This window comes from Streptomyces filipinensis, assembly GCF_014649495.1.
In the GTDB taxonomy this organism is placed as follows: domain Bacteria; phylum Actinomycetota; class Actinomycetes; order Streptomycetales; family Streptomycetaceae; genus Streptomyces; species Streptomyces filipinensis.
In genome coordinates this window covers 412,635-435,685 of sequence record NZ_BMTD01000002.1, presented here as the reverse complement: position 1 = coordinate 435,685, position 23,051 = coordinate 412,635, and the positions used below count along the sequence as shown (strand labels likewise).

23 protein-coding genes are annotated in these 23,051 nt (G+C 72.4%); 9 read left to right on the top strand and 14 right to left on the bottom strand.

All coding sequences use genetic code 11. The features are described from left to right. Positions 1-20 precede the first annotated feature (20 nt). Entirely contained in the window at positions 21-1,067 is a 1,047-nt protein-coding gene (locus IE244_RS06975; protein WP_191871737.1) for an NAD(P)-dependent alcohol dehydrogenase, read from the top strand. A gap of 182 nt (positions 1,068-1,249) precedes the next feature. On the opposite strand, the gene IE244_RS06970 is transcribed toward IE244_RS06975, so the two are convergent. The 7 genes from IE244_RS06970 to IE244_RS06940 all read right to left on the bottom strand — a co-directional run bounded on the left by IE244_RS06970 (position 1,250) and on the right by IE244_RS06940 (position 7,651). Next, entirely contained in the window at positions 1,250-1,978 is a 729-nt protein-coding gene (locus tag IE244_RS06970; RefSeq protein ID WP_191871736.1) for a type 1 glutamine amidotransferase family protein, read from the bottom strand. A gap of 241 nt (positions 1,979-2,219) precedes the next feature. Further along, entirely contained in the window at positions 2,220-2,792 is a 573-nt protein-coding gene (locus IE244_RS06965) for a hypothetical protein (RefSeq protein ID WP_191871735.1), read from the bottom strand. Positions 2,793-2,905: 113 nt separating this feature from the next. Continuing rightward, positions 2,906-3,163, bottom strand: coding sequence for a hypothetical protein (locus IE244_RS06960; RefSeq protein WP_191871734.1), 258 nt, complete (start codon positions 3,161-3,163; stop codon positions 2,906-2,908). Next, positions 3,150-3,407: a DUF6400 family protein gene (locus tag IE244_RS06955; RefSeq protein WP_191871733.1), complete on the bottom strand. Its 258-nt coding sequence runs from the start codon at positions 3,405-3,407 to the stop codon at positions 3,150-3,152. Before IE244_RS06955 ends, IE244_RS06960 begins: the two co-directional genes overlap by 14 nt. Positions 3,408-3,458: 51 nt before the next feature. After that, positions 3,459-4,556: a hypothetical protein gene (locus IE244_RS06950; protein ID WP_191871732.1), complete on the bottom strand. Its 1,098-nt coding sequence runs from the start codon at positions 4,554-4,556 to the stop codon at positions 3,459-3,461. A gap of 124 nt (positions 4,557-4,680) precedes the next feature. Next, positions 4,681-6,315: a M48 family metallopeptidase gene (locus IE244_RS06945; protein ID WP_191871731.1), complete on the bottom strand. Its 1,635-nt coding sequence runs from the start codon at positions 6,313-6,315 to the stop codon at positions 4,681-4,683. Between the two features lie 217 nt (positions 6,316-6,532). Beyond that, the gene (locus IE244_RS06940; RefSeq protein WP_191871730.1) at positions 6,533-7,651 is read right to left on the bottom strand and encodes a hypothetical protein; all 1,119 of its coding nucleotides are present in this window, start codon (positions 7,649-7,651) and stop codon (positions 6,533-6,535) included. 183 nt (positions 7,652-7,834) lie between these two features. Between IE244_RS06940 and IE244_RS06935 the strand changes: the two genes are divergently transcribed. After that, a complete protein-coding gene (locus IE244_RS06935) occupies positions 7,835-8,989 on the top strand; it encodes a cystathionine gamma-synthase (protein ID WP_191871729.1) in 1,155 nt (384 codons plus the stop codon). Positions 8,990-9,005: 16 nt separating this feature from the next. Here IE244_RS06935 and IE244_RS06930 read toward each other — a convergent pair whose 3' ends face one another. The 3 genes from IE244_RS06930 to IE244_RS06920 form a co-directional block, all read right to left on the bottom strand. Then, the gene (locus IE244_RS06930) at positions 9,006-9,254 is read right to left on the bottom strand and encodes a hypothetical protein (protein ID WP_191871728.1); all 249 of its coding nucleotides are present in this window, start codon (positions 9,252-9,254) and stop codon (positions 9,006-9,008) included. Positions 9,255-9,333: 79 nt separating this feature from the next. Beyond that, positions 9,334-9,837: a sigma factor-like helix-turn-helix DNA-binding protein gene (locus IE244_RS06925; RefSeq protein WP_191871727.1), complete on the bottom strand. Its 504-nt coding sequence runs from the start codon at positions 9,835-9,837 to the stop codon at positions 9,334-9,336. A 163-nt stretch (positions 9,838-10,000) separates the two neighbouring features. Then, positions 10,001-10,507 carry a MarR family winged helix-turn-helix transcriptional regulator gene (locus tag IE244_RS06920; RefSeq protein ID WP_191872131.1) on the bottom strand — a complete coding sequence of 169 codons (507 nt, stop codon included), beginning with the start codon at positions 10,505-10,507 and terminating at the stop codon, positions 10,001-10,003. Between the two features lie 162 nt (positions 10,508-10,669). On the opposite strand from IE244_RS06920, the gene ilvA reads away from it, so the two are divergent. From ilvA to IE244_RS06905, 3 genes are all read left to right on the top strand, one after another. Beyond that, positions 10,670-11,899, top strand: coding sequence for a threonine ammonia-lyase (gene ilvA, locus IE244_RS06915; RefSeq protein ID WP_191871726.1), 1,230 nt, complete (start codon positions 10,670-10,672; stop codon positions 11,897-11,899). Positions 11,900-12,107: 208 nt separating this feature from the next. Beyond that, complete coding sequence (locus IE244_RS06910; protein ID WP_191871725.1) at positions 12,108-13,106, top strand: ATP-binding cassette domain-containing protein; 999 nt, start codon at positions 12,108-12,110, stop codon at positions 13,104-13,106. Beyond that, on the top strand, positions 13,103-13,960 hold the full coding sequence (locus tag IE244_RS06905; protein ID WP_191871724.1) for an ABC transporter permease: 858 nt from the start codon (positions 13,103-13,105) through the stop codon (positions 13,958-13,960). The genes IE244_RS06910 and IE244_RS06905 overlap by 4 nt, the downstream gene beginning before the upstream one ends. An 81-nt stretch (positions 13,961-14,041) precedes the next feature. Here the strand turns inward: IE244_RS06905 and greA are convergent, their stop codons facing one another. Beyond that, entirely contained in the window at positions 14,042-14,542 is a 501-nt protein-coding gene (greA, locus tag IE244_RS06900; RefSeq protein WP_031163922.1) for a transcription elongation factor GreA, read from the bottom strand. Between the two features lie 191 nt (positions 14,543-14,733). Then, positions 14,734-15,132: a DUF4307 domain-containing protein gene (locus IE244_RS06895; RefSeq protein ID WP_191871723.1), complete on the bottom strand. Its 399-nt coding sequence runs from the start codon at positions 15,130-15,132 to the stop codon at positions 14,734-14,736. A gap of 134 nt (positions 15,133-15,266) precedes the next feature. Between IE244_RS06895 and mca the strand changes: the two genes are divergently transcribed. Next, on the top strand, positions 15,267-16,127 hold the full coding sequence (gene mca / locus IE244_RS06890; protein ID WP_191872129.1) for a mycothiol conjugate amidase Mca: 861 nt from the start codon (positions 15,267-15,269) through the stop codon (positions 16,125-16,127). Next, positions 16,120-16,365 carry a hypothetical protein gene (locus IE244_RS06885; RefSeq protein ID WP_191871722.1) on the top strand — a complete coding sequence of 82 codons (246 nt, stop codon included), beginning with the start codon at positions 16,120-16,122 and terminating at the stop codon, positions 16,363-16,365. The genes mca and IE244_RS06885 overlap by 8 nt, the downstream gene beginning before the upstream one ends. Positions 16,366-16,374: 9 nt before the next feature. On the opposite strand, the gene IE244_RS06880 is transcribed toward IE244_RS06885, so the two are convergent. Further along, positions 16,375-19,578: a tetratricopeptide repeat protein gene (locus IE244_RS06880; RefSeq protein ID WP_191872127.1), complete on the bottom strand. Its 3,204-nt coding sequence runs from the start codon at positions 19,576-19,578 to the stop codon at positions 16,375-16,377. A 200-nt stretch (positions 19,579-19,778) separates the two neighbouring features. Further along, positions 19,779-20,159 (bottom strand): hypothetical protein, encoded by a 381-nt coding sequence (locus IE244_RS06875; RefSeq protein WP_229853986.1) that lies wholly within the window; start codon positions 20,157-20,159, stop codon positions 19,779-19,781. Between the two features lie 134 nt (positions 20,160-20,293). Between IE244_RS06875 and IE244_RS06870 the strand changes: the two genes are divergently transcribed. Together IE244_RS06870 and IE244_RS06865 are read left to right on the top strand one after the other, a co-directional pair. Beyond that, positions 20,294-20,884, top strand: a complete 591-nt coding sequence (locus IE244_RS06870) for an ArsR/SmtB family transcription factor (RefSeq protein WP_191871721.1) — start codon at positions 20,294-20,296, stop codon at positions 20,882-20,884. Next, complete coding sequence (locus IE244_RS06865) at positions 20,865-22,898, top strand: thioredoxin domain-containing protein (RefSeq protein WP_191871720.1); 2,034 nt, start codon at positions 20,865-20,867, stop codon at positions 22,896-22,898. The genes IE244_RS06870 and IE244_RS06865 overlap by 20 nt, the downstream gene beginning before the upstream one ends. Positions 22,899-23,051: the final 153 nt, after the last annotated feature.

Genomic DNA, 23,051 nt, shown 5'->3' with positions numbered 1-23,051 from the left:
CATCGCTAGGAGAACCCGGCATGACCACCACTGTTGCTGCTTACGCCGCGCCTGCCGCGAAGGCCCCGCTGGAGCGGACCACGATCGAGCGGCGCGCGGTCGGCGAGTTCGACGTCCTCATCGACATCGAGTTCGCCGGTATCTGCCACTCCGACATCCACCAGGCGCGGGAGGGCTGGGGCACCGCGATCTTCCCGATGGTGCCCGGTCACGAGATCGCGGGCGTCGTCTCCGAGGTCGGCCCGGGTGTCACGAAGTACGCCGTCGGCGACCGCGTGGGCGTCGGCTGCATGGTCGACTCCTGCCGGGAGTGCGACAACTGCAGGGCCGGTCTGCAGCAGTACTGCACCGGAGGCGGCCCGACCTGGACGTACAACTCCGTCGGCAAGGACGGGCAGCCCACCTACGGCGGCTACTCGCACAAGATCGTCGTCGACGAGAACTACGTCGTCCGCATCCCCGACGGCCTCGCCCTCGACGTGGCCGCCCCGCTGCTGTGTGCCGGCATCACCACCTACTCGCCCCTCAGGCACTGGAACGCCGGCCCGGGCAAGAGGGTCGCGGTCGTCGGCCTGGGCGGCCTCGGGCACATGGGAGTGAAGATCGCCGCCGCCCTCGGCGCGGAGGTCACGGTCCTCTCCCAGTCCCTGCGCAAGAAGGACGACGGTCTGAAGCTGGGCGCCACGCACTACCACGCCACCAGCGACCCGAAGACCTTCGAGGACCTCAAGGGCACCTTCGACATCATCCTCAACACGGTCTCTGCGCCGCTGGACTTCGACGCCTACCTGTCCCTGCTGCGCACCGACGGTGCGCTGGTGAACGTCGGCATCCCCGAGGAGCCGGTGAACATCCTGCTCTCCTCGGTGTTCGGCCACCGCCGCAGCATCAGCAGCTCCGGCATCGGCGGCATCCCGGAGACCCAGGAGATGCTCGACTTCTGCGCCGAGCACAACCTGGGCGCCGAGATCGAACTGATCCGCGCCGACCAGATCAACGAGGCGTACGAGCGGGTCGTGAACAGCGACGTCCGCTACCGCTTCGTGATCGACACGGCCACGATCTGACGCCCTCAGGCGGGCGTGCGCCGACGGCCCGGCAGCCACAGCCGACAGGGCCCGCCGACCGGTGTCTCCAGCGGCGGCAGCAGGGTGCGCGTGCGGGGTGCGGGTGAGACGGCGGGCCGGCCGGGGCGCGGTCAGCGCGACGCCGTCCACCGGCGTGGCGGACTCCCCCGGCGCCCCGCCCCCTACTCCACGGCGAACCACTCCCCAGCCCGGCAGGCCCGCACGAGCACACCCCCGCCGTCGTCCGGCCGTACGACATGGACGCGCCCCCGGCCCGCCACCCGGGCCTCCCCGCCCTCCACGGTGACCAGCGTGTTCTCGTCCACGGCGACCCCGTACGGCACCTGCCCGCGCGCGACGGCCCCGACCAGCCGCGCCAGCGTCCCCCACTGCGCCGCGTGGACGTCCACCGCGAACGGCACCAGTCCGAGCCCCGCCCGTACCTCGACCTCCGCCAGATCCTCCCCGGTCTCCTCCGGGCACACCGGCACCCCGTCCGCCAGCCACCCGCCGACCACCGCCCGCCGCGCGGCCACGGCGGCACCGGCGGAGAAGCCCGCGTACGGCATCCCGCGCCCGGCGAGCAGCCCCGCCAGCCGCTCCCGGCAGTCCGCGAGCGCCTCCTGGTAGGCGGGCGTCAGACCGCCGCACACCAGCAGTCCGCCGATCCCGTCCGGCCCGTCCTCCAGCGCCTCCTCCGGCTCGAACCGGCCGCTGAGCGGCACGAGCAACGGCACGGGCGTGCACGGTCCCGCCTTCCGCAGCGCCCCGGCATACCGCTCGAACTGCGCCGCTCCGTCCCCCTCGTCGACGATCAGACACCCGATGCGCCGGCCCCCGCCGACCGCACGGACGAACGGCTCGTACACCTCGGCCGTGTCCCATCCGCCGCCGATCAGAAACGTGCTCATCCCTGCTGCCTCCCCTTGTCGTTCCGCGAGCGGCGAATGTACGGGGGAGGGGCCGCCGCCGTCGCCGGATTTACCGGCCGGTCCGCGCCCCCGCCCCCAGCGGAGCGGCCGCGTTGCCGCCGGCGTCGTCCGTCGTCTCCCGTTCGGGAGTCGCCCGTCGGCTCTCGGTCGGGGGCGTCCGATTCTCCCGTTCGCGGGTCGTCGGTCGGCTCCCGGGCAGGGGGTGTCCACCGGCTCCCGGTCAGGGGTCGTCCGTCGGCTCCCGGGAGGCCGTCACACGGCGGGCCGACGCCTCCGCCCGGCCGGCCCGGTCCAGGAGACGGGCCCGTCGGCGGGGCCACCACAGCAGGTCGGCCAGCAGGAGCGCGACCACCAGCCACGAGGCGACGGTCACGCCGGTGGGGCCCGTCACGGTGTCGTTCACGGCGAGAGCGACCGCGAGCACGGTGACGAGCACGACGATCCAGCGGCGCAGCCGGTCCTCCTCGGCGGTCCGGCGCAGGGCACCGGCGTACTCCACGACCAAGGGCGCCAGCCGGGGATCGGTGACGGCCTCACCGCGCCGGGTGGCGCGGACCACGGTCGCGCGCTCGGCGCCGTCCAGGTCCCTGGCGCCGGGCCAGGCCCGGTCCGTCCGGCGCGCCACCCGCGTCCCGTGGAACAGGCTCAGCACCACGAAGACCACCAGGGCGCCCGCCCACGACCCGGCCTCCAGGAGGACGAAAGCCCCGAAGAAGACCCCGGCGGCGAGGCCGGCGACCGCACCCCGGCCCACCGGCTCCCGTCGCCACATCCAGCCCGGAACGAGGATCACCCCGTCCACGGTGATCACCACCCCTGCCGGAGGCAACGACCGCACCGGCACGTCGGCCCCGGCACACGCGCACGGCTCACGCGCACGGCGCATGGCGCACGACGGCGGGCTCCTTACTGGGGTCGCAGACCGCTGTTCCTGCGCGTCCAGCGGGTGCGGGTGGCCCCGAAGCCCGTCTCGTGGTCCCAGACATGCCGGCACGAGGGGCACTGCAGGTGCAGGAGGCTGCCGGTGTTGGTGAGCAGATAGCGCCAGTGCCGCGAGCACCTGCGGCGCTGTTCGCACGTGGCGCAGCCCCGGTGGTCCGCGCAGTTCGGGCAGGTCACCCAGGCGCGGCGCCCGATGTCCGCCTGGGGATCAAGCGGAAGCACGGCCGTCCCCGCGCCGTGGGAGGACGCCGGCCGCGACGAGGTCGTCGTACAGCCGCTGCTGCTCCGGGTCGAGCCCGGAGTACAGCATGTCGTACGCCTCCTCCTCGCCGCGCAGTGCCTCGACGGGGTCCCAGCCGGCCCCGAGCGCCTCCATGACGTGGGCCCGCCGGGTCATCTCATGGCCGGTGAGATCGACGGCGAAGTCGACCGGTTCGGTGGGAAGGGGGGTGTCTTGGGCGGACATATGGCGAACATAGGTACGCCTCTCCGTCGTGACAAGAGCAGGTGGGACACATCACAGCAGGTCGGCGGCCCGCGCCGTCTCGTTGCGCACCCGGCAGTAGTACGCCGCCGCCCCGTCGCCCCGGTAGCTCCACGGCACCGCGTCCACGTACCCGTCGACCAGCTTGAACTGTTCCAGCGCCGCCTCGTGCCGGTCCTGCAGGTGCAGGTAGAACGCCAGCAGGTGGCGCAGCTGGGCGAGGCCCGGCCGGCCGGGATCCGCGGCTGCCGCTGCCGCCGCGTCCGCGAGGCCCGCGTCGACCCGGGCCACCATCTCCGGCGTACCGTCGGCCGCGACACCGGTCGAGCTGTCGTGCTCGAAGTGCGCGACCAGCGGCAGCACCGTCAGCAGACTGCCCAGCGGCGCCTCGGCCGCCGCCCGCTCGGCGAACTCGAACGCCAGCTCCTCGGAGCCCCGCCACTTCGCGCACCAGTACTGCAGCGCCGCGTAGTGGGCGCCGTAGTGGTGCGGGGCACGCGTGGTGATCTGCGCCCACAGCTTGTCCATCTCCGCGTGCGAGTAGCCGAGTCCGAGCGCCACCCAGATCTCCACGATGTACGGCGTCGGGTCGTCGGGGTTCAGCGCGGCCGCCCGCGCGACCTCCTCCCGCGCGGCGGCCAGCATGCGGTGGAAGCCGTCGAACTGTTCCCGCGTCGTGTTCTCGGCCAGCAGCGAACCGCGTAGCTCCCAGGCCAGGTGCACGGTGCTCTGCACCCTGACCACGGCCGCGTCCGGGTCCTCGGGGCGTGCCGCCTCCCAGGCCAGGAGCCAGGCGTCCTCCTCGGCCGCGATCGTGCCCAGCAGCGCGGTGACCGTCGAACGGCGCTCCCAGTCCCGGCCGATGTCGCCGAGCAGCTCGGCGGCGGGCCGCCAGTCACCGCCGCGCACCGCGGTGACGGCGGCCGACCACTCCTCGGGCAGCGGCGCGGCGTGTTCGGTGTCCTGCTCCTCGGCGGGCAGCAGGCCGAGCCGCTGCGCGGCCTGTTCCGCCTCGTCGGGGCCGGGAGGGCTGGGCGAGAAGAGTTCCTTCACGAACACGCCGGTGAACCACACGGCGGCGATCACGACGGGAAGGGCCAGGATCCCCAGGATCCACAGGAGGACGGTCATCGCAGGGTTCGATCCGTTCGTCGATGATCGGTGGGTGGTGGTCGGTGGTGGGGCGTCGGTCGTTGCCGGTCGTCGGCTGTCGTTCGTTGCTGGTTGCCGTGCGTCGCGGGGCGCGGGCCGGTCGTCAGGCGTGCTGCGCCGCCGGGGGCAGCAGCGCCCGCAGCGGGGCGGTGTCGGGGTGGTCGGCGAGCGCCGCGTCCACCGCCGCGTCCAGCGCGGCCTCGGGACCGTCGTCCTGCGCGGTCAGCGCGCTCCAGCCGGGCAGTCGTACGGCGGCCGGGCGGGACCAGGAGAACTCCCAGTGCAGCAGCGAACGGGCGCTGAACTCCGCCAGCACCATCGTCCGCAGCGACCTGGCCAGCACGGGCCGTGCGAACTCGCGGAACACCCGCCCCTTCGCCGCGGCCGCCTCCTGGGACAGCGGGACCCTCTCGGCCAGGCCCCACAGCCCGCCCTCGTCGATGACCTGCAGCAGCGTGGCCAGCGTCGGCGGCTGCCCGGTGTGGTCGGCCAGCGCACGGTGCAGCGGGGTGTGCGCGGCGGACAGGCCCGTGGCCATCGAGGCGTCCAGCAGTTCCGCCCAGCCGGCCGTGCGCCCGAACGCGAGCACCTCGTCGGTCAGGACGGCGTCCTCCAGCATGGCCAGGGTGCGCTCCGGGTCGGTGAGCAGGGCGAGCGCCGCACCCTTGGCCTCGTCGGTGCGGCCGTCCACGGGCAGCGCCTCGATCCGGCGTACGCGCTCGGCGATCGGCGGGTGGGAGTCGTACGGCGAGGCCGCCTCCTCCGGCAGCTCCGAGCGCAGCTTCACCAGCTCCGGTTCACGGGCCGTCAGCAGCCTGCCGAAACCCCCGAAGAACTCACCGCGCGGCGGCAGCAGTCGGGCGTTCAGCCCGAGGGTGGCGTAGGAGTCGAGGTAGAAGCCGTGGGACGCGGACAGCACCGGGATCTCGCGCAGCGCCGACGCCGTCGCGTCGCGTCCGGCGATCCGTGCCGCGGCCAGGTCGGCGGCGAACTCCTGGCCGCGCGCCGTGGAGAGCGAGGCGCGCATGTAGAGCTTCGCGTACGCGGTGTAGATCCTCGCCATCGTCCGGTACGTCGCCCCGGAACCGGAGGTGTCGACCTGCTTGGCCTTCTTGCCCCTGGCGATCCGCTTGGCGGCGGCCTCCTCCTGCCGCGCCCGCTCGGCGGCCACCTTTCCGTCCGCCTTGGCGTGGAACTGCCCGATGACGCGGGCCAGTTGCACCCGGCCGCGCACGACCAGCGCGGACAGCCGGGTGTCGCCGCCGGTGAAGTGGCCGTACTCGTGGGCGAGTACGGCCCGCAGCTGGGCCTCGGTCAGACCGGTCAGCAGCGGTACCCCGAGGTGCAGCCGGCGCGGTCCGGGGCGCAGGCCGAGCAGCCGCGGCTCCTCGCTGACGGACGCGTTGACGTCGCCGGTGAGCAGGATCCGGTCGGGGACGCGGGTGCCGGCCGCTGCCGCGACATCCCGGACCAGTGCCCACAGCCGGGGTTCCTCGGCCTCCGCGACCGGGATGCCGGGACCCTCCTCGCCCCTGGGTGTGCGCAGCATGAACATGCCGCGGACGACGGGGACGGCGAGCAGCACCGAGACGATGGCGAGCTTCACGGCGACCGGGCCGTGTCCCCAGGTGAACACGGCGACGTCGAGACCGAACAGTGCCGCCAGCAGCACGAGGCTCAGCAGATAGAAACCGAGCAGCAGGACGAGAGCGCGCAGCGCGCGCAGAGTTGCGCCCATCGGGCAGATCCCCCCACAGGACCTCAGAAACAGGACATGACGACCAGGGCAGCACGCGGCCCGGGCCTGGCCGACGGCCGGTCGGCGCGGGTGGTGCCGTGGTGCCGGTGGTGCGATGTGGGGGGATGCCGGAGTATGCCCTACCGCAGGTCAGGAGGGCAACGCGGATACCGGGCGGTGCAGGCTCGGACGGAGGGTGTGGATGTGGGTGGGGTGGTCAGCCGGGGAGGGCGGCCGGGCTGCCGCCGTTGGCCTCGTAACCGGCCACCGCCAGGGCGCGGTAGACGGCGAACTCGGCGGCCGGGTCGGCGGACAGCGTCCAGGGCAGCGCGCCGATGTGCCCGTCGACGTGTATCAGCTGGTGCATGGCCTCCTGCCAGCGCTCGGCGCGGACCAGGAAGAAGATCAGCAGATGGCGGACGTGCGCGAGCATCGGGTCGTCGGGGTGGGCCGAGTGCACCGCGTGCAGGGCGCCGTGCATCGCCTTGGTGACGACCTCGCTCTGGTAGAAGCTCGCCACCAGGTTCACCTCGGGGAGGTGTTCGAAGACCGCGAACAGGGGGAGCGCGGCGAGCAGCGAGCCCTGCGGGGCGCGGGCCGCGGCGGCCTCGGCGAAGGAGTACGCCTGCTCGCGCGAGCCGTGCCACTTCTCGCACCAGTGGTGCAGCGCGGCGAGGTGCGCGCCCATGTGGTGTGGCGCGCGGTCGAGGATCTTCAGCCACAGCTGGTCGAACTCGGCCTGCGGATAGGCGAGTCCGCGGGCGACGGACAGCTCGATGACGTACGGCACCGGGTCGCCGGGGGCGAGCAGGGCCGCCTGCGCGCACGCGTCCCGGGCCTCCTCCATGATGATCCGGAAGTCGTCCGTGCCCGGCGTCGACGTCCGCCAGGCCTGCTGCACCAGGAACTCCGCGTAGACGGCGGCGACGCCCGCGTCCTTGGGCTGCTCGGCCCGCCACACCCGCAGCCACTGGCCGCCCGGCGTCTCGTGCACCCCGCCGGGCCGCTGCTGCAGCTCCAGCGCGGCGGCGCCCGCGAAGGCCTGCACCCGCTGCCAGCGCTGCTCCTCCTCGGCGCCGGTGCCGGCCAGCAGCTGGGAGGCCGCACGATAGTCCTGCGTGCTCTGCACCAGCTCCAGCACGTCCAGTAGATCCTGGTCCGGCCCCGGCATACGCACATCCAGCTCCTCCTGGCGCACGAAGCCGTAGGCCGCCGGGTCGGCGGCGTCCGGGTGCCCCGGGGGAACCTGCTCGATCACCCCGCGCCTGCGCCGCATGAGCGGGAGCAGCACGAAGCTCAGCATGAGCAGCGCCATCAGCAGCCAGAGAATCGCCATGCCCCAAGCGAACCAGACGCCGCCGGCAATTGGCGAACCCCACCACCGGGCTGTGGAAAACTCCGGGCCCGTCCATGACAGGACGGCGTGAGCGCCCGGGCGACGCGGGGAAATCCCTCGGTTCGGCGGCGTGTGAGCCGCGCGGGCGCCAGCATACGGCCGAGCGCATTACGCTCGGTGGACATGAGCGACAGGCACATCAGTCAGCACTTCGAGACCCTCGCGATCCACGCGGGCAACACCGCGGATCCCCTCACCGGCGCGGTCGTCCCGCCCATCTACCAGGTTTCGACCTACAAGCAGGACGGCGTCGGCGGGCTGCGCGGCGGTTACGAGTACAGCCGCAGCGCCAACCCCACCCGTACCGCCCTTGAGGAGAACCTCGCCGCACTCGAGGGCGGCCGTCGCGGCCTCGCCTTCGCGTCCGGTCTGGCGGCCGAGGACACCCTGCTGCGCACGCTGCTCACCCCCGGTGACCACGTGGTGATCCCGAACGACGCCTACGGCGGCACCTTCCGGCTCTTCGCCAAGGTCGCCACCCGCTGGGGCGTGGAGTGGTCCGTCGCCGACACCAGCGACCCGGCCGCCGTACGGGCCGCGATCACCCCGAAGACCAAGGCCGTCTGGGTGGAGACCCCCTCCAACCCGCTGCTCGGCATCACCGACATCGCCGCCCTCGCTCAGGTCGCGCACGACGCGGGCGCGAAGCTCGTCGTCGACAACACCTTCGCCACGCCCTACCTCCAGCAGCCGCTGTCGCTGGGCGCGGACGTCGTCGTCCACTCCCTCACCAAGTACATGGGCGGTCACTCGGACGTGGTCGGCGGTGCGCTGATCGTCTCCGACCAGGGCCTCGGCGAGGAGCTGGCCTACCACCAGAACGCGATGGGCGCCGTCGCCGGCCCCTTCGACTCCTGGCTGGTGCTGCGCGGCACCAAGACCCTCGCGGTGCGGATGGACCGGCACAGCGAGAACGCCACGAAGATCGCCGACATGCTGACCCGGCACGCGCGCGTGACCAGCGTGCTCTACCCGGGCCTGCCCGAGCACCCCGGCCACGAGGTCGCCGCCAAGCAGATGAAGGCGTTCGGCGGCATGGTGTCCTTCCGCGTCGAGGGCGGCGAGGAGGCCGCGGTCGAGGTGTGCAACCGGGCCAAGGTGTTCACCCTCGGCGAGTCCCTCGGCGGCGTCGAGTCGCTGATCGAGCACCCGGGCCGGATGACGCACGCCTCCGCGGCCGGTTCCGCGCTGGAGGTCCCCGGCGACCTGGTGCGCCTGTCCGTGGGTATCGAGAACGTCGACGACCTGCTGGCGGACCTGCAGCAGGCCCTGGGCTAGCCGAAACGGCACCGGCTCACCAGCCGGTGATCGGCGGAGTCGTCTGGGAGGGCGGCTCCGCCCACGGGTGCACACGCGCCGCCCAGACGCTGAACGCGACGGCCGCGGCACACGCCAGCAGCCACAGCATCCGGCGGACGAGCTGCCTGCGCCGCAGCAGGCGCTCGCCACGGCGCACCGCCTCCCCGCACAGGTCCGGCGGCACCGGCGGCGGAACCTGCTCCATGATCTGCCGCGCGGCGCCCTCCCGCTCGGCCCGGTTCACCCCGGCCTCCCCTCGCGCGGCGGCGCCGATGTCACCGGGCCGCGAGAACCACCCCGAGTGCTCTTGCCGCCCCGCCCCCTCATGACGGCACCACCTTCCGGCCCGCCGTCCGAGGGCCCGTGGGACGGGCCGGGTGCAGCAGGGTGGCGGTCGCGCGGTCGCAGATGGTGTGGACGCGTTCCCTGGGCAGGCCGAGCAGGGCCGCTGCCTGCTCTTCGGCGACGCCTTCGTACAGACGCAGGACGAGGATCAGCCGCTCCTGCGCGGTGAGCGCGGCGAGCGGACTGCGTGGATCCGGGCGGGCGTGGCCGAAGGCGGCGTACCGGTGCCAGGTCGCGCGTGCGAACCGGGTGGCGAGGTACTGGCGGGCGCAGTCGTACGGATCCTCGCCGTGCAGCCGGTCCCAGCGCGCGTAGGTGTGGGCGAGCGCGAGCGTCAGAAGGCGCCGCGCGCGGGGGTTGGCATGCGGGGCCTCCGCCGTGAGCAGGGTGGCGGCATGCAGCAGACGTCCGGCCGCACCCGCGGCGAACGCCTCGAACTCCCGGGCCCGGCGGGCACTTCGGGACACCTGCCGATCACGCACCGCGCCTCCCCCTAGAGGAGCCCTGCCCGGTACGGGACAGGTGAACCGCGTACCAGACAGGACCCGGTCTCATATGAGGCCAGCGGCGGCCCGGGGTCAAGACTCCGGAGCCGACCAGTACCGCCGGGCGCCCGGTGGTCCGGTGCCGAGGCGGCCGTCCGCCTCAGGACGCAGGCGACTGCTCCACCGGACCGGTCCCCTGCACCGTCATCCGCGCGGAGAGCGCGTGGTTGAAGCGGGTCAGGAGCGTGCAGAACTGCTCGCGCTCCTCCGGTGCCCAGTCGTGTGTCAGCTCGGCCATCAGCTGACGTCTGGAACAGCGCACCTCTTCGAGCCGGGCGACCCCGCGCGGCGACAGCTGGAGCACCACCGCACGCCCGTCCTCCGGGTGCGAGGTGCGCTTGACGAGCCCGGTGTCGACCAGCGGAGCCACCTGCCGGGTGACCGTGGAGGAGTCGATGCCCATGCTCGCGGCGAGCGCCTTGACGCCCATCGGGCCTTCCTTGTCGAGGCGGTTGAGCAGCAGATAGGCCGCGCGGTCCATGGAGTTGCGCACCTGCCCGACACCGCCGAGCCGCGTCTGTTCGGCACGGCGGGCGAACACCGCCACCTCGTGCTGGAGAGTGTCGAGAAGGCCGGTGTCACCGACGGTCGTCATGTCCATCGACATTCCAGGTGTTGTGGGCATGGCCGGAGGCTCGCTTCATGAAGGGCTGCTGGGTTGGGGGACAGGGTACGCGGCCCGGCGCCAAGCCGTACCGGCGCTGCGCAAACCGGTCTCGCAGCTTGGTCGCACGAGTCGTGTACGAGCGTGAACTGCGATCCTGGAGTCATGAGCTACGGCACGATCGACTCCTTGCGTTCCGTCACCCTCGACGATGTGCGCGGTGCCCAGAGGATGCTCTCGGGTGTCGCGCGGGTGACCGCGCTGGAAGGCAGCCGGTACCTGTCCCGGCTGGTCGGCTCGCCCGTGCATCTGAAGTGCGAGAACCTCCAGCGCACCGGCTCCTTCAAGCTGCGCGGCGCGTATGTGCGCATCGCCGGGCTGCTGCCGGAGGAGCGGGCGGCCGGTGTGGTGGCCGCGAGCGCCGGGAACCACGCGCAGGGCGTGGCGCTGGCCTCGTCGCTGCTCGGTGTGCACTCCACGGTGTTCATGCCGAAGGGCGCGCCGCTGCCGAAGGTCAGCGCGACCCGGGACTACGGCGCCGAGGTGCGGCTGCACGGCCAGGTGGTCGACGAGACGCTGGCCGCCGCCGAGGAGTACGCGGCCGAGACGGGCGCGGTGTTCATCCACCCCTTCGACCACCCCGACATCATCGCGGGCCAGGGCACGGTCGGCCTGGAGATCCTGGAGCAGTGCCCGGAGCTTCGCACGATCGTCGTCGGTGTCGGCGGCGGCGGGCTCGCGGCCGGGATCGCGGTCGCGGTGAAGGCGATCCGGCCCGAGGTCCGGATCGTCGGCGTGCAGGCGGAGGGCGCGGCCGCCTATCCGCCCTCGCTGGCCGTCGGCCACCCGGTGTCGGTGGAGAACCCGGCGACGATGGCCGACGGCATCAAGGTGGGGCGGCCGGGCCTGGTGCCGTTCGGGATCATCGCGGACCTGGTCGACGAGGTGCGCACGGTCAGCGAGGACCAGTTGTCGGCCGCGCTGCTGCTGTGCCTGGAGCGGGCCAAGCTGGTCGTGGAGCCGGCCGGGGCCAGTCCGGTCGCCGCGCTGCTGGCCGCGCCGGACGCCTTCGAGGGCCCCGTCGTCGCGGTGCTCTCCGGCGGGAACGTGGACCCGGTGCTGATGCAGCGGGTGCTGCGGCACGGCATGGCCGCGCAGGGCCGCTACCTGGCCGTCCGGCTCCGGCTGACGGACCGCCCGGGCGCTCTCGCCACACTGCTCGGGGTGCTGTCGGCGGTCGACGCCAACGTCCTCGACGTCAGTCACGTACGAACCGACCCCCGGCTCGGGCTCACGGAGGTGGAGGTCGAGCTGCACCTGGAGACGAAGGGCCCGGCGCACTGCGCCGAGGTCGGCCAGGCGCTGCGGCACGCGGGATACACGGTCATCGGCTGACGCCTGGCAGGACTCGTCACCCGTCCGGGTGAACCGCATTGTAGGACGCGATACATCGCGTTATGGTGGGGAGGTGTGGTCGCCGGCCCGCGCCGCCGTACCCGCGAAAAGGCCGGGCGCGACAAGGCGATCAAACCTAGCCTTTGCGAAGAAACCCGTTCAGAAGAAAAAAGTGCCGCCCGACATCCCCGATGACGTGGAGACAGACATGCCAGGCGCCATCCATGCCGAAGGCCTGGTGAAGACCTTCGGCGACGTAAGGGCTCTCGACGGTGTCGACCTGGACGTGCCCGAGGGCACGGTCCTCGGCCTCCTGGGGCCGAACGGTGCCGGCAAGACGACGACCGTCCGCTGCCTCACCACCCTGCTGCGCCCCGACAGCGGCAAAGCGGTCGTCGCCGGCGTGGACGTGCTCAAGCATCCCGACGCCGTACGCCGCTCCATCGGCCTGTCCGGCCAGTTCGCGGCGGTCGACGAGTACCTGACCGGCCGAGAGAACCTGCAGATGGTCGGGCAGCTGTACCAGATGCGGGCCAAGGCGGCCAAGCAGCGCGCGGCCGAGCTGCTGGAGCAGTTCAACCTCGCGGACGCCGCCGACCGCCCCGCCAAGACCTACTCCGGAGGCATGCGCCGCCGGCTCGACCTCGCCGCGGCCCTCGTGGTCTCGCCGCCGGTGATGTTCATGGACGAGCCGACCACGGGACTCGACCCGCGCAACCGCCAGCAGCTGTGGGAGGTCATCAAACAGCTCGTCTCCGGCGGCACGACCCTGCTGCTCACCACCCAGTACCTGGAAGAGGCCGACCACCTCGCCCACGACATCGCGGTGGTCGACCACGGCCGCGTCATCGCCCAGGGCACCTCCGACCAGCTCAAGGCCCAGACGGGCGGGGAGCGCGTCGAGGTCGTGGTGCACGAGCGCGAGCACATCGCGGACGCCGCCGCCCTGCTGGACCGATACAGCCTGCGCGGCCTCGACAACGGCGACGTCACGGTCGAGGAGCACACCCGCAGGCTCACGGTCCCCGTCACCGGCGGCGCCAAGCTGCTCGCCGAGATCATCCGTGAGCTGGACACCCGCGGGATCGAGATAGACGACATCGGACTGCGCCGCCCCACCCTCGACGACGTCTTCCTGTCGCTGACGGGACACGTCGCCGAGACAGCCGACCCGAGCGAGGCGAACGGCAAGGAGGCCGTCAAGTGAGCGCCGTCAGCGAAGCCGTGCGCGTGGCACCGCCCGGCAATCCCGTCAGCCGGTCCTTCCGCGACTCGATGGTCGTTGCGAAACGCAATTTGATTCGCATGTCCAGAATCCCCGAGATGATCATCTACGGGCTCATCCAGCCCATCATGTTCGTGGTGCTGTTCACCTACGTCTTCGGCGGTTCCATGCAGATCGGCGGCAGCGCCAGTCCCGTCGACTACACGAACTTCCTCATGGCGGGCATCTTCGCGCAGACCGTCACCTTCGCCACCGCCAGCTCCGGCGCCGGTATCGCCGACGACATGCACAAGGGGCTCATCGACCGCTTCCGGTCCCTGCCGATGGCGCGCGGCGCGGTGCTGACCGGGCGTACGCTCGCCGACCTGGTGCAGACGGCCGTGACGCTCGTCGTCCTCGCCGTGGTCGCCCTGCTGGTCGGCTGGCGCGTCGGCTCCAACGGCGACACCAACGCCGGCAAGGTGCTCGCCGCCTTCGGGCTGCTGCTCCTGCTCGGCTACGCCTTCACCTGGATCGGCGCCCTGATCGGCATGTCCGTCCGCACCCCCGAGGCGGCCACGTCCAGCGGGCTGATCTGGCTGTTCCCGGTCACGTTCATCTCCAACGCCTTCGTGGACCCAGGCCACATGACGCCCTGGCTGCGGCACATCGCCGAGTGGAACCCCTTCAGCGCCACCGCGCAGGCCTGCCGTGTGTTCTTCGCCAATCCCGGCCGGTCCACCTCACACGCCTGGCCCATGGAGCACCCGGTCTGGGCCTCGCTGATCTACTCCATACTGATCATCGCCGTCTTCCGCACGCTCGCGGTCCGCAAGTACCGCTCCGCCAGCACCTGACGGTCCCGGACACGGCGAAGCCCCCGGTGTCCGGTGGAATCCGGTGGACACCGGGGGCTCAAGGTCCTGTCGGTGGGTGGATCAGCCCGAGTACGGTTCGGCCTTCAGGATCGTCACCGAGGCCTTCTTGCCGTTCGGCAGCTCGTACTCCGCGTCCTCGCCGACCTTGTGGCCGATGACGCCGGCGCCGAGCGGGGACTGCGGCGAGTAGGTCTCGATGTCCGCGCTCGCGTACTCGCGGGAGGCGAGCAGGAACGTCATCGTGTCGTCCTCGTCACCGTCGAAGGCGATCGTGACGACCATGCCGGGCGCGACGGCACCATCGGCCGAAACCGGGGCCTCGCCCACCTTGGCGTTCTCGAGAAGCTGGGTCAGCTGCCGCACACGCAGCTCCTGCTTGCCCTGCTCCTCCTTGGCCGCGTGGTACCCGCCGTTCTCGCGCAGGTCGCCCTCCTCGCGCGCGGCCGCGATCTTGGCGGCGATCTCCGTGCGCGCAGGACCAGTAAGGTACTCAAGCTCGACCTTGAGCTTGTTGTACGCCTCCTGGGTCAGCCAGGTGACGTTCTCGCTGGTCTGGGTCACAGGGTGCTCCTCGTCGGTACTGGGAATACAAAGCATCGCCCTCCCCAGAAGCATGTTCCCTCTTGGATGGGCGAAACCACGAGCCTAACAATTCAAGGCCGAAAGGGGGAGGACATAAGCCATCAGAATCACATCAACGCAGGTCAGCGCCTACGCATTCCTGGTGGCGCCAGGGAGTGTCCGGCCCCTCGTCAGCCGGCGTGACAGCCGAGCAGCTCGGCCGTCGTGCCCTTCGCCGTCGTACGCAGCGTGACGACCTTGTCGATACGTGTGGCCGGCCCGGTGAAGCGGAAGTCGGCCCGGCCCACCTCGGAGCCGTCCGCCGCCTGGGAGCGCAGGGTGCAGTAGCCCGCGGTGCCGGAGTCCTTGTGGACCTCCAGATGCGCCTTGACCGCGTGGTCCGTGGCGTCGAAGGTGATCACCTGGGCGCTGATCTTGGTCTGCACGACGTAGTGGTAGGCGAAGTAGCCGACCAGGGCGAGCAGCACCGCGCCGAGCACCGCGCCGGAGATCTTGAGCTTGCGGTCGGCACGCTCGTCCGAGGAACGGCCGTAGCGGCCCTCGGGCAGCCGCGTGCTCGCCGTGCTCATGATCGTCCTCTCGGCAGAACCGGACCCGGAATTATTCGCCCCCCGATTCCGTCACTATAGAAGCCGCCGATCGCACCGAAGACACGGGGCGCCGACTTAACGAGGATTGAGTCTTGACTGACCAGCTGCGACTGATGGCCGTTCACGCGCACCCCGACGACGAGTCGAGCAAGGGCGCGGCCACCATGGCGAAGTACGTGTCCGAGGGGGTGGACGTGCTGGTGGTGACGTGCACCGGCGGAGAGCGCGGGTCCATCCTCAATCCCAAGCTGCAGGGCGACAGGTACATCGAGGAGCACATCCACGAGGTACGCAAGAAGGAGATGGACGAGGCCCGGGAGATCCTCGGCGTGGGCCAGGAGTGGCTCGGCTTCGTCGACTCCGGCCTGCCCGAGGGCGACCCGCTGCCGCCGCTGCCCGAGGGCTGCTTCGCCCTGGAGGACGTCGACAAGGCGGCGGGCGAGCTGGTGCGCAAGATCCGTTCCTTCCGCCCGCAGGTGATCACCACCTACGACGAGAACGGCGGTTACCCGCACCCCGACCACATCATGACGCACAAGATCTCCATGGTGGCGTTCGAGGGCGCGGCGGACACCGAGAAGTACCCGGAGAGCGAGTACGGCCTCGCCTACCAGCCGCTGAAGCTGTACTACAACCAGGGCTTCAACCGCCCCCGCACCGAGGCGCTGCACCAGGCGATGCTCGACCGTGGCCTGGAGTCGCCGTACGGGGAGTGGCTCAAGCGCTGGAGCGAGATCGAGCGCACCGAGCGCACGCTGACCACGCACATTCCGTGCGCGGACTTCTTCGAGATCCGTGACAAGGCGCTGATCGCGCACGCCACGCAGATCGACCCCGACGGCGGCTGGTTCAAGGTGCCGATGGAGCTGCAGAAGGACGTCTGGCCGACGGAGGAGTACGAGCTGGCGAAGTCCCTCGTCGACACCTCCCTCCCCGAGGACGACCTCTTCGCGGGCATCCGGGACAATGCCTGACATGAGTGCAAGCGTGAGCCTGGCAGTGACGCACCTCGTCCCCCTCGCCAAGGAGGTCGACCAGAACAAGGTCACCCCCGGTGTCCTCGGCTTCATCGTCTTCGCGGTGATGGCTCTGGCGGTGTGGGGCCTGATGAAGTCGATGAGCAAGCACATGCGCAGGGTCGACTTCAAGGAGGCCCCGGAGCCCGGTGAGAAGCAGGCCGGGAAGGCCGAGTCCACGGCACGGCAGGGCTGACGCCGGGCCTCAGCGCCACGCCGGTACCGCCACCCCCATCACCTCACGGGCGTGGCGGTCCGGAGTCATGCGCAGGCGCCAGGCCTGCCAGCCGTCCTCCAGGCTGACGCCGCGTTCCAGTAGCAGGGCGTACGCCGAGACGTAGTCGGCGAGCTTGTCGTCCCGCAGGGAGTGGTCGGCACGGGCCAGCTGGGCCAGCTCCTCCTGGGAGACCGCCGTGCCCACCTCAAGACCACCCGGCGCCGCGTACGGCAGCAGGGTGCAGCGCAGGAAGCGGGCCCAGTCCTCGCCGCGCCGGTCGCCGTAGGAGAGGAACAGGTCGAGCGCCTCGTCGCACAGGGCCAGTGCCGCCTGCGTACGGGCGTTGCCCGCGTCGACCACCGCCAGCTCCAGGCAGGTCCACGCCTCGCCGTGGGCGACGCCGATGCGCTGGAAGTCGGTGCGGGCGTCCACGAGGAGCTGCCGGGCGAAGCCGGAGTTGCGCAGCGAGCCGGTCTGCGCGGCCCGCTGGTCGCGGGTGACCCGGGCGGAGTGGTGCCGGGCGCAGGCGAGGCCGTAGACGTCCCGCATCCGGGAGAACATCGTCCGGGACCGCTCCAGGTCGCGGACCGCCAGATCCAGGTCGCCCCTCTCCTCCAGTGCCTGGCCCAGGTAGTACAGCGTCCACGCCTCGCCGCGCGCGTCCTCGTTCTCCCGGTGCCGGGCGGCGGCCTGCCTCAAGCCTTCCACGGCCGGCGAGGCGTCACCGGCCACCATGCGGGCCCGGGCCAGCTGGGTCAGCGCCCATGCCTCGCCGCGCGCGTCGCGCGTTTGGCCGTACCGCTCCAGGGCGGCGCGCAGCTCGGTCTCCGCGCGCGGTGCGTCCCCCAGCCGCAGTGCCAGCTGGCCGAGCTGGAAGTGCGCCCAGGCCTCCCCGTGCAGCGAGCCGCCCTCGCGGTGCAGGACCAGGGAACGGGTGAGCAGCTCCAGCGCCTCGGCGAGCCGGGCCCGGTCGCGCTGGACGGCGGCCAGGGCGTGCATCGTCCAGGCCCGGTCCGTCGCCAGTTCCGGCGCCGCCTGCAGGACCAGTGCCTCCTGCAGCCTGGCGGCGGCCTCGGTGAGGTTGCCCTGGTGGTGCAGGGTGATCCCGAGGGAGCACAGGGCGCGGGCCGCACCGGCGTCGTGGTGCGCCTCCCGGTACAGGTCCACCACCGAGGCCAGTGTGGTGCGCGCCTTGTCGAGCTCGCCCAGCTGCCGGGCCGCGATTCCCGTGCGCCACTGCACCGAGCGCACCAGCAGCCCCTGGTCCACGGCCTGCGTCAGCTCGCTGATCTCGCCCAGCCGGTACAGGTCGCCGCGCAGCAGGCAGTAGTCGCACAGCGCGCCCAGGAGGTTCAGCACCGCCGACTGGTCGACGCCCTCCGCGTGCCGCAGGGCCGCGGTGATGAAGCTGGACTCGTCGTCCAGCCAGCGCAGCGCCTCGTCCAGCGAGGTGAAGCCGTGCGAGCCGAACTGGTGGGAGCGCGTCGACATGTTCCCGTCGACCAGGCGCAGCACCGAGTCGGCCAGCTCGGCGTAGTTCACGATCAGCCGTTCCTGCGCCGCGGTGCGCTCGGCCGGGTCCTCCTCGTCCAGCAGCCGGGCCTGGGCGAAGGCGCGCACCAGGTCGTGCAGCCGGTAGCGGCTGCCGCGCACATGGTCGATGAGGCCGGCCGCGGCGAGGGCGGCGAGGTGGCGCGTGGCCTCCGCCTCGTCGGTGGCGAGCAGGGCGGCGGCGGCCGCGGCGCCCAGCGAGGCCCGGCCCGCGAGCGCGAGCCTGCGCAACAGCCGGCGCGCCGGCTCCGGCTGGTCGGTGTAGCGCAGCCACAGGGCCCGCTCCACCGGCTCCACCGGCCCGTACGCGCCCAGGTCCGCCGCCAGCTGCCGGGGCGAGCGGGGACCGAGCGCGGAGCCCGCGACCCTGAGCGCCAGCGGCAGCCCGGCGCACGACGCGCGGATCCGGTCGGCGGACTCGGCGTCGTACGGGCCCGACGCGTCCTCGGCGGCCGCGCCGAGCAGTTCCTCGGCACCGGCCGCGTCCAGTGCCTCGACCGGCAGGTGGTGGATCCAGGCCGGCAGGTCGGCGGGGAGGTCGAGGGCGGTACGGGCGGTGACCAGGACGAGGCTGTCGGAGCGCTCGGGCACCAGCGCCCGCACCTGCTCCGGGTCCGAGGCGTCGTCCAGGACGATCGTCACGGGCAGGCCGGTCAGATGCTGGTGGTACAGCTCGCCGAGCCGCTTGACCTGCTGGTCGGGGGAGGAGCGCTCGCGGAAGAGCAGCTGCTCGCGGGGTGCGCCGAGCCGGTTGAGCAGATGCAGCAGGGCGTCCCGCGTCGGCAGCGGCGCCTCCTCGCGCGTGCCGCCGCGCAGGTCCACGACCACCGCGCCGCGGAAGTGGTCGCGCAGGTCGTGCGCCGCGCGCACGGCGAGCGTGGTCCGGCCGGAGCCGGGCTCGCCGTGCAGTACCACCACGGTCGGCCGTGTCTCCGTGGCCGCTCTGGCCGCCTGCGCCCACTGCCGGATCCGCGCCAGCTCCGCCCGGCGCCCCGCGAACGGGCCGTCCGCGTCCGGCAGTTGCCCGAAGGACTGCTCCAGTACCGTGCGCCGGCGGGCCGCCGCGCTCTTGTCCGCGCCGCGCAGCGTGGGTCCGCCGGTCTTCTTCGGGCCGGTGGCGGCGCTCAGCACCCGCTGCTGGTCGAGGAACGGCCGGATGCCGCGCACCTCCAGCGCGGTCAGCCACTGCAGCCGCAGCTGCTCGGGTCCGCCGGGCTGTCCGGCGGCGCCCGCGTGGTGATGAGCGGCGGGCACATGGGCCCCGGCCGCCTTCGCCACGGAGGCGGCGGCGCCGGCCACGCCCGCGGTGAGGCCCGCGCCGACGGCCGTACCGGCACCGGTGCCGAGCGACAGGTCGGCCACGGCGGCGGCCACCGCCGCAACGGCCGCCACCAGCAAGGCGGTTCCGGCGCCCTGGCGGGCGTACCGCTGTCCGAAGGTGAGTGTGCCCGCCTCGGTCTCGTCCAGCGCGCGGGTGTAGGTCTCGTACTCCTCGCCGGCCGCCCCCGCCAGCTCGTCCAGCGCGCCGCGTGCCCGGGACAGCAGCACCTGCCCGTCGATCCGCCCGCCCGAGCGCCGGACCTCCTCCTCGACAGCCCGCACGAGCAGCCGCTCGGCCTCCGCCCGATGCCCGTCCCGCATGTCCCGTCCCCCTCCGGCGGCAACTCCGTCGTCCATGAGTGTCCTTCCCAGGACGCGGAAGCGGGAGGGGTGGTTCTCGGTGGGGAGTCGGGGAGTTGCCGCGACCGCCCTGTGTGCGTGGAGGGGACGCTCTCACGGGCCGGGCGCCGATGCGTGTGCTGACCTCGCCGCATCGCCGAAGCGACCGGGGGCCGGTGAGGTCATCTCGTCCGGCACCGGTCCGGGCAGCCGCCCACCGCCAGGTACACGCACGCCCCGGCCAGGCCCGCCTCCGCCAGCGCGCACAGCAGGGCCTCGGTCAGGGGGGCGCCCGCGCCCGCTGTGGTGATGTCGAACCAGGCGTCCAGTACCGCCATCGACGCCGTCGCCGAGGCCGTGAGGCGGGCTCTGGCGTCGCCGCGCAGGCCGAGCAGGGCCGTCGCCGCGCAGCCCGTGGCCATGAGGACGTCGAGGCCGACCCAGGCCAGCGGCCAGTGGTCCACCTCCGTGCTGCCCGGCAGTGTCACGGCCAGCACCACCATCCACGGCACCAGCAGGACCGCCGTCGCTCCCAGGAGAACCCAGGGCCACTTCTTCCTCACGTCCGCCCCCTCTCGTCGCGCGCGCCGACAGCCTCCGATCGACTGCCTCCACCGTAGACCGCAGAGAAAAGTCTGCAAAGAAAAATCGGCACACCTCAGGGGCTTCTCAGGGTTCTCAGGGTTACCGTGGCCGCATGACCGACGGCATGCCCGAGATGTCCAGCCTGGAGCGCACCGCTCTCTACAAGTCCCTCGGCAACCCCCTGCGCCGCCGGATCCTCGACTACCTCGGCCGGCACGGCGAGGCGAACTCCACCGTGCTCGCCCGCGAACTCGGCGAGAGCTCCGGCACCACCAGCTACCACCTGCGCAAACTCGCCGAGCAGCGGCTCATCGAGGAGATCCCCGAGAAGTCCGGCGGGCGCGAGAGGTGGTGGCGGGGCCTCCCCTTCCGGCACACCACGCCCGACCCGGCCACGATGAGCCCCGAGGAGTACGCGGCCGCCGAGCAGCTCGCCCTGCTGAAGATCGAGGCCGACACCCGGCTCTTCCGCCGCGCCCACGAGGAGTACCGCGGACCCGAGGGCTGGGCCCAGGTGCAGCGCAGCGGCACCTGGATGACCAAGGAGAACCTGCACGCCTTCGTCCGCGCCTACCACGAACTGCTCGACCTCTACGGCCACACCCGCGAGGACGCCCCCGAGGGGGCACGCCACGTGAACCTGCGCTTCTACGCCGCGCCCGAGCCCGTGGGAGAGTGGAACGGTGAACCGACTGGCCCATGAGACGTCCCCGTATCTGCTCCAGCACGCAGACAACCCCGTCCACTGGTGGCCCTGGTCCGCCGAGGCCTTCGACGAGGCCCGGACGGCCGGCAAACCGGTGCTGCTGAGCGTCGGGTACTCCAGCTGCCACTGGTGTCATGTCATGGCGCACGAGTCCTTCGAGGACCAGGAGACGGCCGACTACCTGAACGAACACTTCGTCAGCGTCAAGGTCGACCGCGAGGAACGGCCCGACGTCGACGCCGTGTACATGGAGGCCGTGCAGGCCGCCACCGGGCAGGGCGGCTGGCCCATGACCGTGTTCCTCACCCCGGACGCCGAGCCCTTCTACTTCGGGACCTATTTCCCGCCCGCGCCGCGGCACGGGATGCCCTCCTTCCGGCAGGTGCTCGAAGGCGTGCGGCAGGCCTGGGACACCCGGCGTGACGAGGTCTCCGAGGTCGCCGGGAAGATCGTCCGCGACCTCGCCCAGCGGGAGATCGTCCAGCAGGCCCCGCAGCCGCCCGGCGAACCGGAACTGGCCCAGGCCCTCCTCGGGCTGACCCGCGAGTACGACCCGCAGCGCGGCGGATTCGGCGGCGCGCCCAAGTTCCCGCCGTCCATGGCGCTGGAGTTCCTGCTGCGCCACCACGCCCGGACCGGCGCCGAGGGCGCGTTGCAGATGGCCCAGGACACCTGCGAGCGCATGGCCCGCGGCGGCATCTACGACCAGCTCGGCGGCGGCTTCGCCCGCTACTCCGTCGACCGCGACTGGATCGTGCCGCACTTCGAGAAGATGCTGTACGACAACGCGTTGCTCTGCCGGGTGTACGCCCACCTCTGGCGGGCCACCGGCTCGGAGCTCGCCCGGCGCGTCGCCCTGGAGACCGCCGACTTCCTGGTGCGGGAACTGCGCACCCAGGAGGGCGGGTTCGCCTCCGCGCTCGACGCCGACAGCGACGACGGGAGCGGACGGCACGTCGAGGGCGCGTACTACGTGTGGACGCCCGAGCGGCTGCGCGCCGTCCTCGGGGACGCGGACGGCGACCTGGCCGTCCAGTACTTCGGCGTGACCGACGAGGGGACCTTCGAGCACGGGTGGTCCGTCCTCCAGCTGCCGCAGACGGACCGCGTCTTCGACGCCGAGGAGATCGCCTCCATCCGGGAGCGGCTGCTCGCCGAGCGCGCCGAGCGCCCCGCGCCGGGGCGCGACGACAAGGTCGTCGCCGCCTGGAACGGCCTCACCGTCGCCGCGCTCGCCGAGACCGGCGCCTACTTCGACCGGCCCGACCTGATCGAGGCGGCCCTCGGCGCCGCCGACCTCCTCGTCCGCGTCCACCTCGACGAGCACGCCCGCCTCGCCCGCACCAGCAAGGACGGCCGCGTGGGCCCCAACGCGGGCGTGCTGGAGGACTACGCCGACGTCGCCGAGGGCTTCCTCGCGCTCGCGTCCGTGACCGGCGAGGGCGTCTGGCTCGACTTCGCCGGGCTGCTCCTCGGCCATGTGCTCGACCGCTTCACCGACCCGGAGACCGGGGCGCTCTTCGACACCGCCTCCGACGCCGAGCAGCTCATCCGCCGGCCGCAGGACCCCACCGACAACGCCACGCCGTCGGGCTGGACCGCGGCGGCCGGCGCCCTGTTGGGCTATGCCGCCCACACCGGCTCCGAGGCCCACCGCACCGCCGCCGAACGGGCGCTGGGGGTCGTGAAGACCCTCGGACCGCGCGTGCCCCGGTTCATCGGCTGGGGCCTCGCCGTCGCCGAGGCCCTCCTCGACGGGCCCCGGGAGGTCGCCGTCGTGGGGCCCGACCCCGCGGACGCGAGGACGACCGCCCTGCACCGTGCGGCGCTTCTGGGCACCGCCCCGGGCGCCGTGGTCGCCGTCGGTGCTGCGGAGGGTGACGAGTTCCCGCTGCTCGCCGGCCGTCCGCTGGTGGCCGGTCAACCGGCGGCTTACGTCTGCCGTCACTTCACCTGTGACGCGCCGACGACCGATCCGGAGCGGCTGCGGGACGTGCTCAACCACCGCTGACCCGCACCGGGCCAGGCGCTGAGCTGCACGAACACATCGGATCGACAAAGTGCGAACTGTCCGAATGTGAGCAGGTGTTCGGATAGATCCCACTACCCCCACCCCCGTTCCGAAACAGGCTATTTATCAGAACGGCTCACGGGCTTCACAGAT

Excerpts from the sequence above, each read along its gene's own strand:
- IE244_RS06975 (WP_191871737.1), top strand. The coding sequence starts at position 21 with ATGACCACCACTGTTGCTGCTTACGCCGCGCCTGCCGCGAAGGCCCCG.
- IE244_RS06970 (WP_191871736.1), bottom strand. The coding sequence starts at position 1,978 with ATGAGCACGTTTCTGATCGGCGGCGGATGGGACACGGCCGAGGTGTAC.
- IE244_RS06955 (WP_191871733.1), bottom strand. The coding sequence starts at position 3,407 with ATGTCCGCCCAAGACACCCCCCTTCCCACCGAACCGGTCGACTTCGCC.
- IE244_RS06950 (WP_191871732.1), bottom strand. The coding sequence starts at position 4,556 with ATGACCGTCCTCCTGTGGATCCTGGGGATCCTGGCCCTTCCCGTCGTG.
- IE244_RS06945 (WP_191871731.1), bottom strand. The coding sequence starts at position 6,315 with ATGGGCGCAACTCTGCGCGCGCTGCGCGCTCTCGTCCTGCTGCTCGGT.
- IE244_RS06940 (WP_191871730.1), bottom strand. The coding sequence starts at position 7,651 with ATGGCGATTCTCTGGCTGCTGATGGCGCTGCTCATGCTGAGCTTCGTG.
- IE244_RS06935 (WP_191871729.1), top strand. The coding sequence starts at position 7,835 with ATGAGCGACAGGCACATCAGTCAGCACTTCGAGACCCTCGCGATCCAC.
- IE244_RS06920 (WP_191872131.1), bottom strand. The coding sequence starts at position 10,507 with ATGTCGATGGACATGACGACCGTCGGTGACACCGGCCTTCTCGACACT.
- ilvA (WP_191871726.1), top strand. The coding sequence starts at position 10,670 with ATGAGCTACGGCACGATCGACTCCTTGCGTTCCGTCACCCTCGACGAT.
- IE244_RS06910 (WP_191871725.1), top strand. The coding sequence starts at position 12,108 with ATGCCAGGCGCCATCCATGCCGAAGGCCTGGTGAAGACCTTCGGCGAC.
- IE244_RS06895 (WP_191871723.1), bottom strand. The coding sequence starts at position 15,132 with ATGAGCACGGCGAGCACGCGGCTGCCCGAGGGCCGCTACGGCCGTTCC.
- mca (WP_191872129.1), top strand. The coding sequence starts at position 15,267 with ATGGCCGTTCACGCGCACCCCGACGACGAGTCGAGCAAGGGCGCGGCC.
- IE244_RS06885 (WP_191871722.1), top strand. The coding sequence starts at position 16,120 with ATGCCTGACATGAGTGCAAGCGTGAGCCTGGCAGTGACGCACCTCGTC.
- IE244_RS06880 (WP_191872127.1), bottom strand. The coding sequence starts at position 19,578 with ATGCGGGACGGGCATCGGGCGGAGGCCGAGCGGCTGCTCGTGCGGGCT.
- IE244_RS06870 (WP_191871721.1), top strand. The coding sequence starts at position 20,294 with ATGACCGACGGCATGCCCGAGATGTCCAGCCTGGAGCGCACCGCTCTC.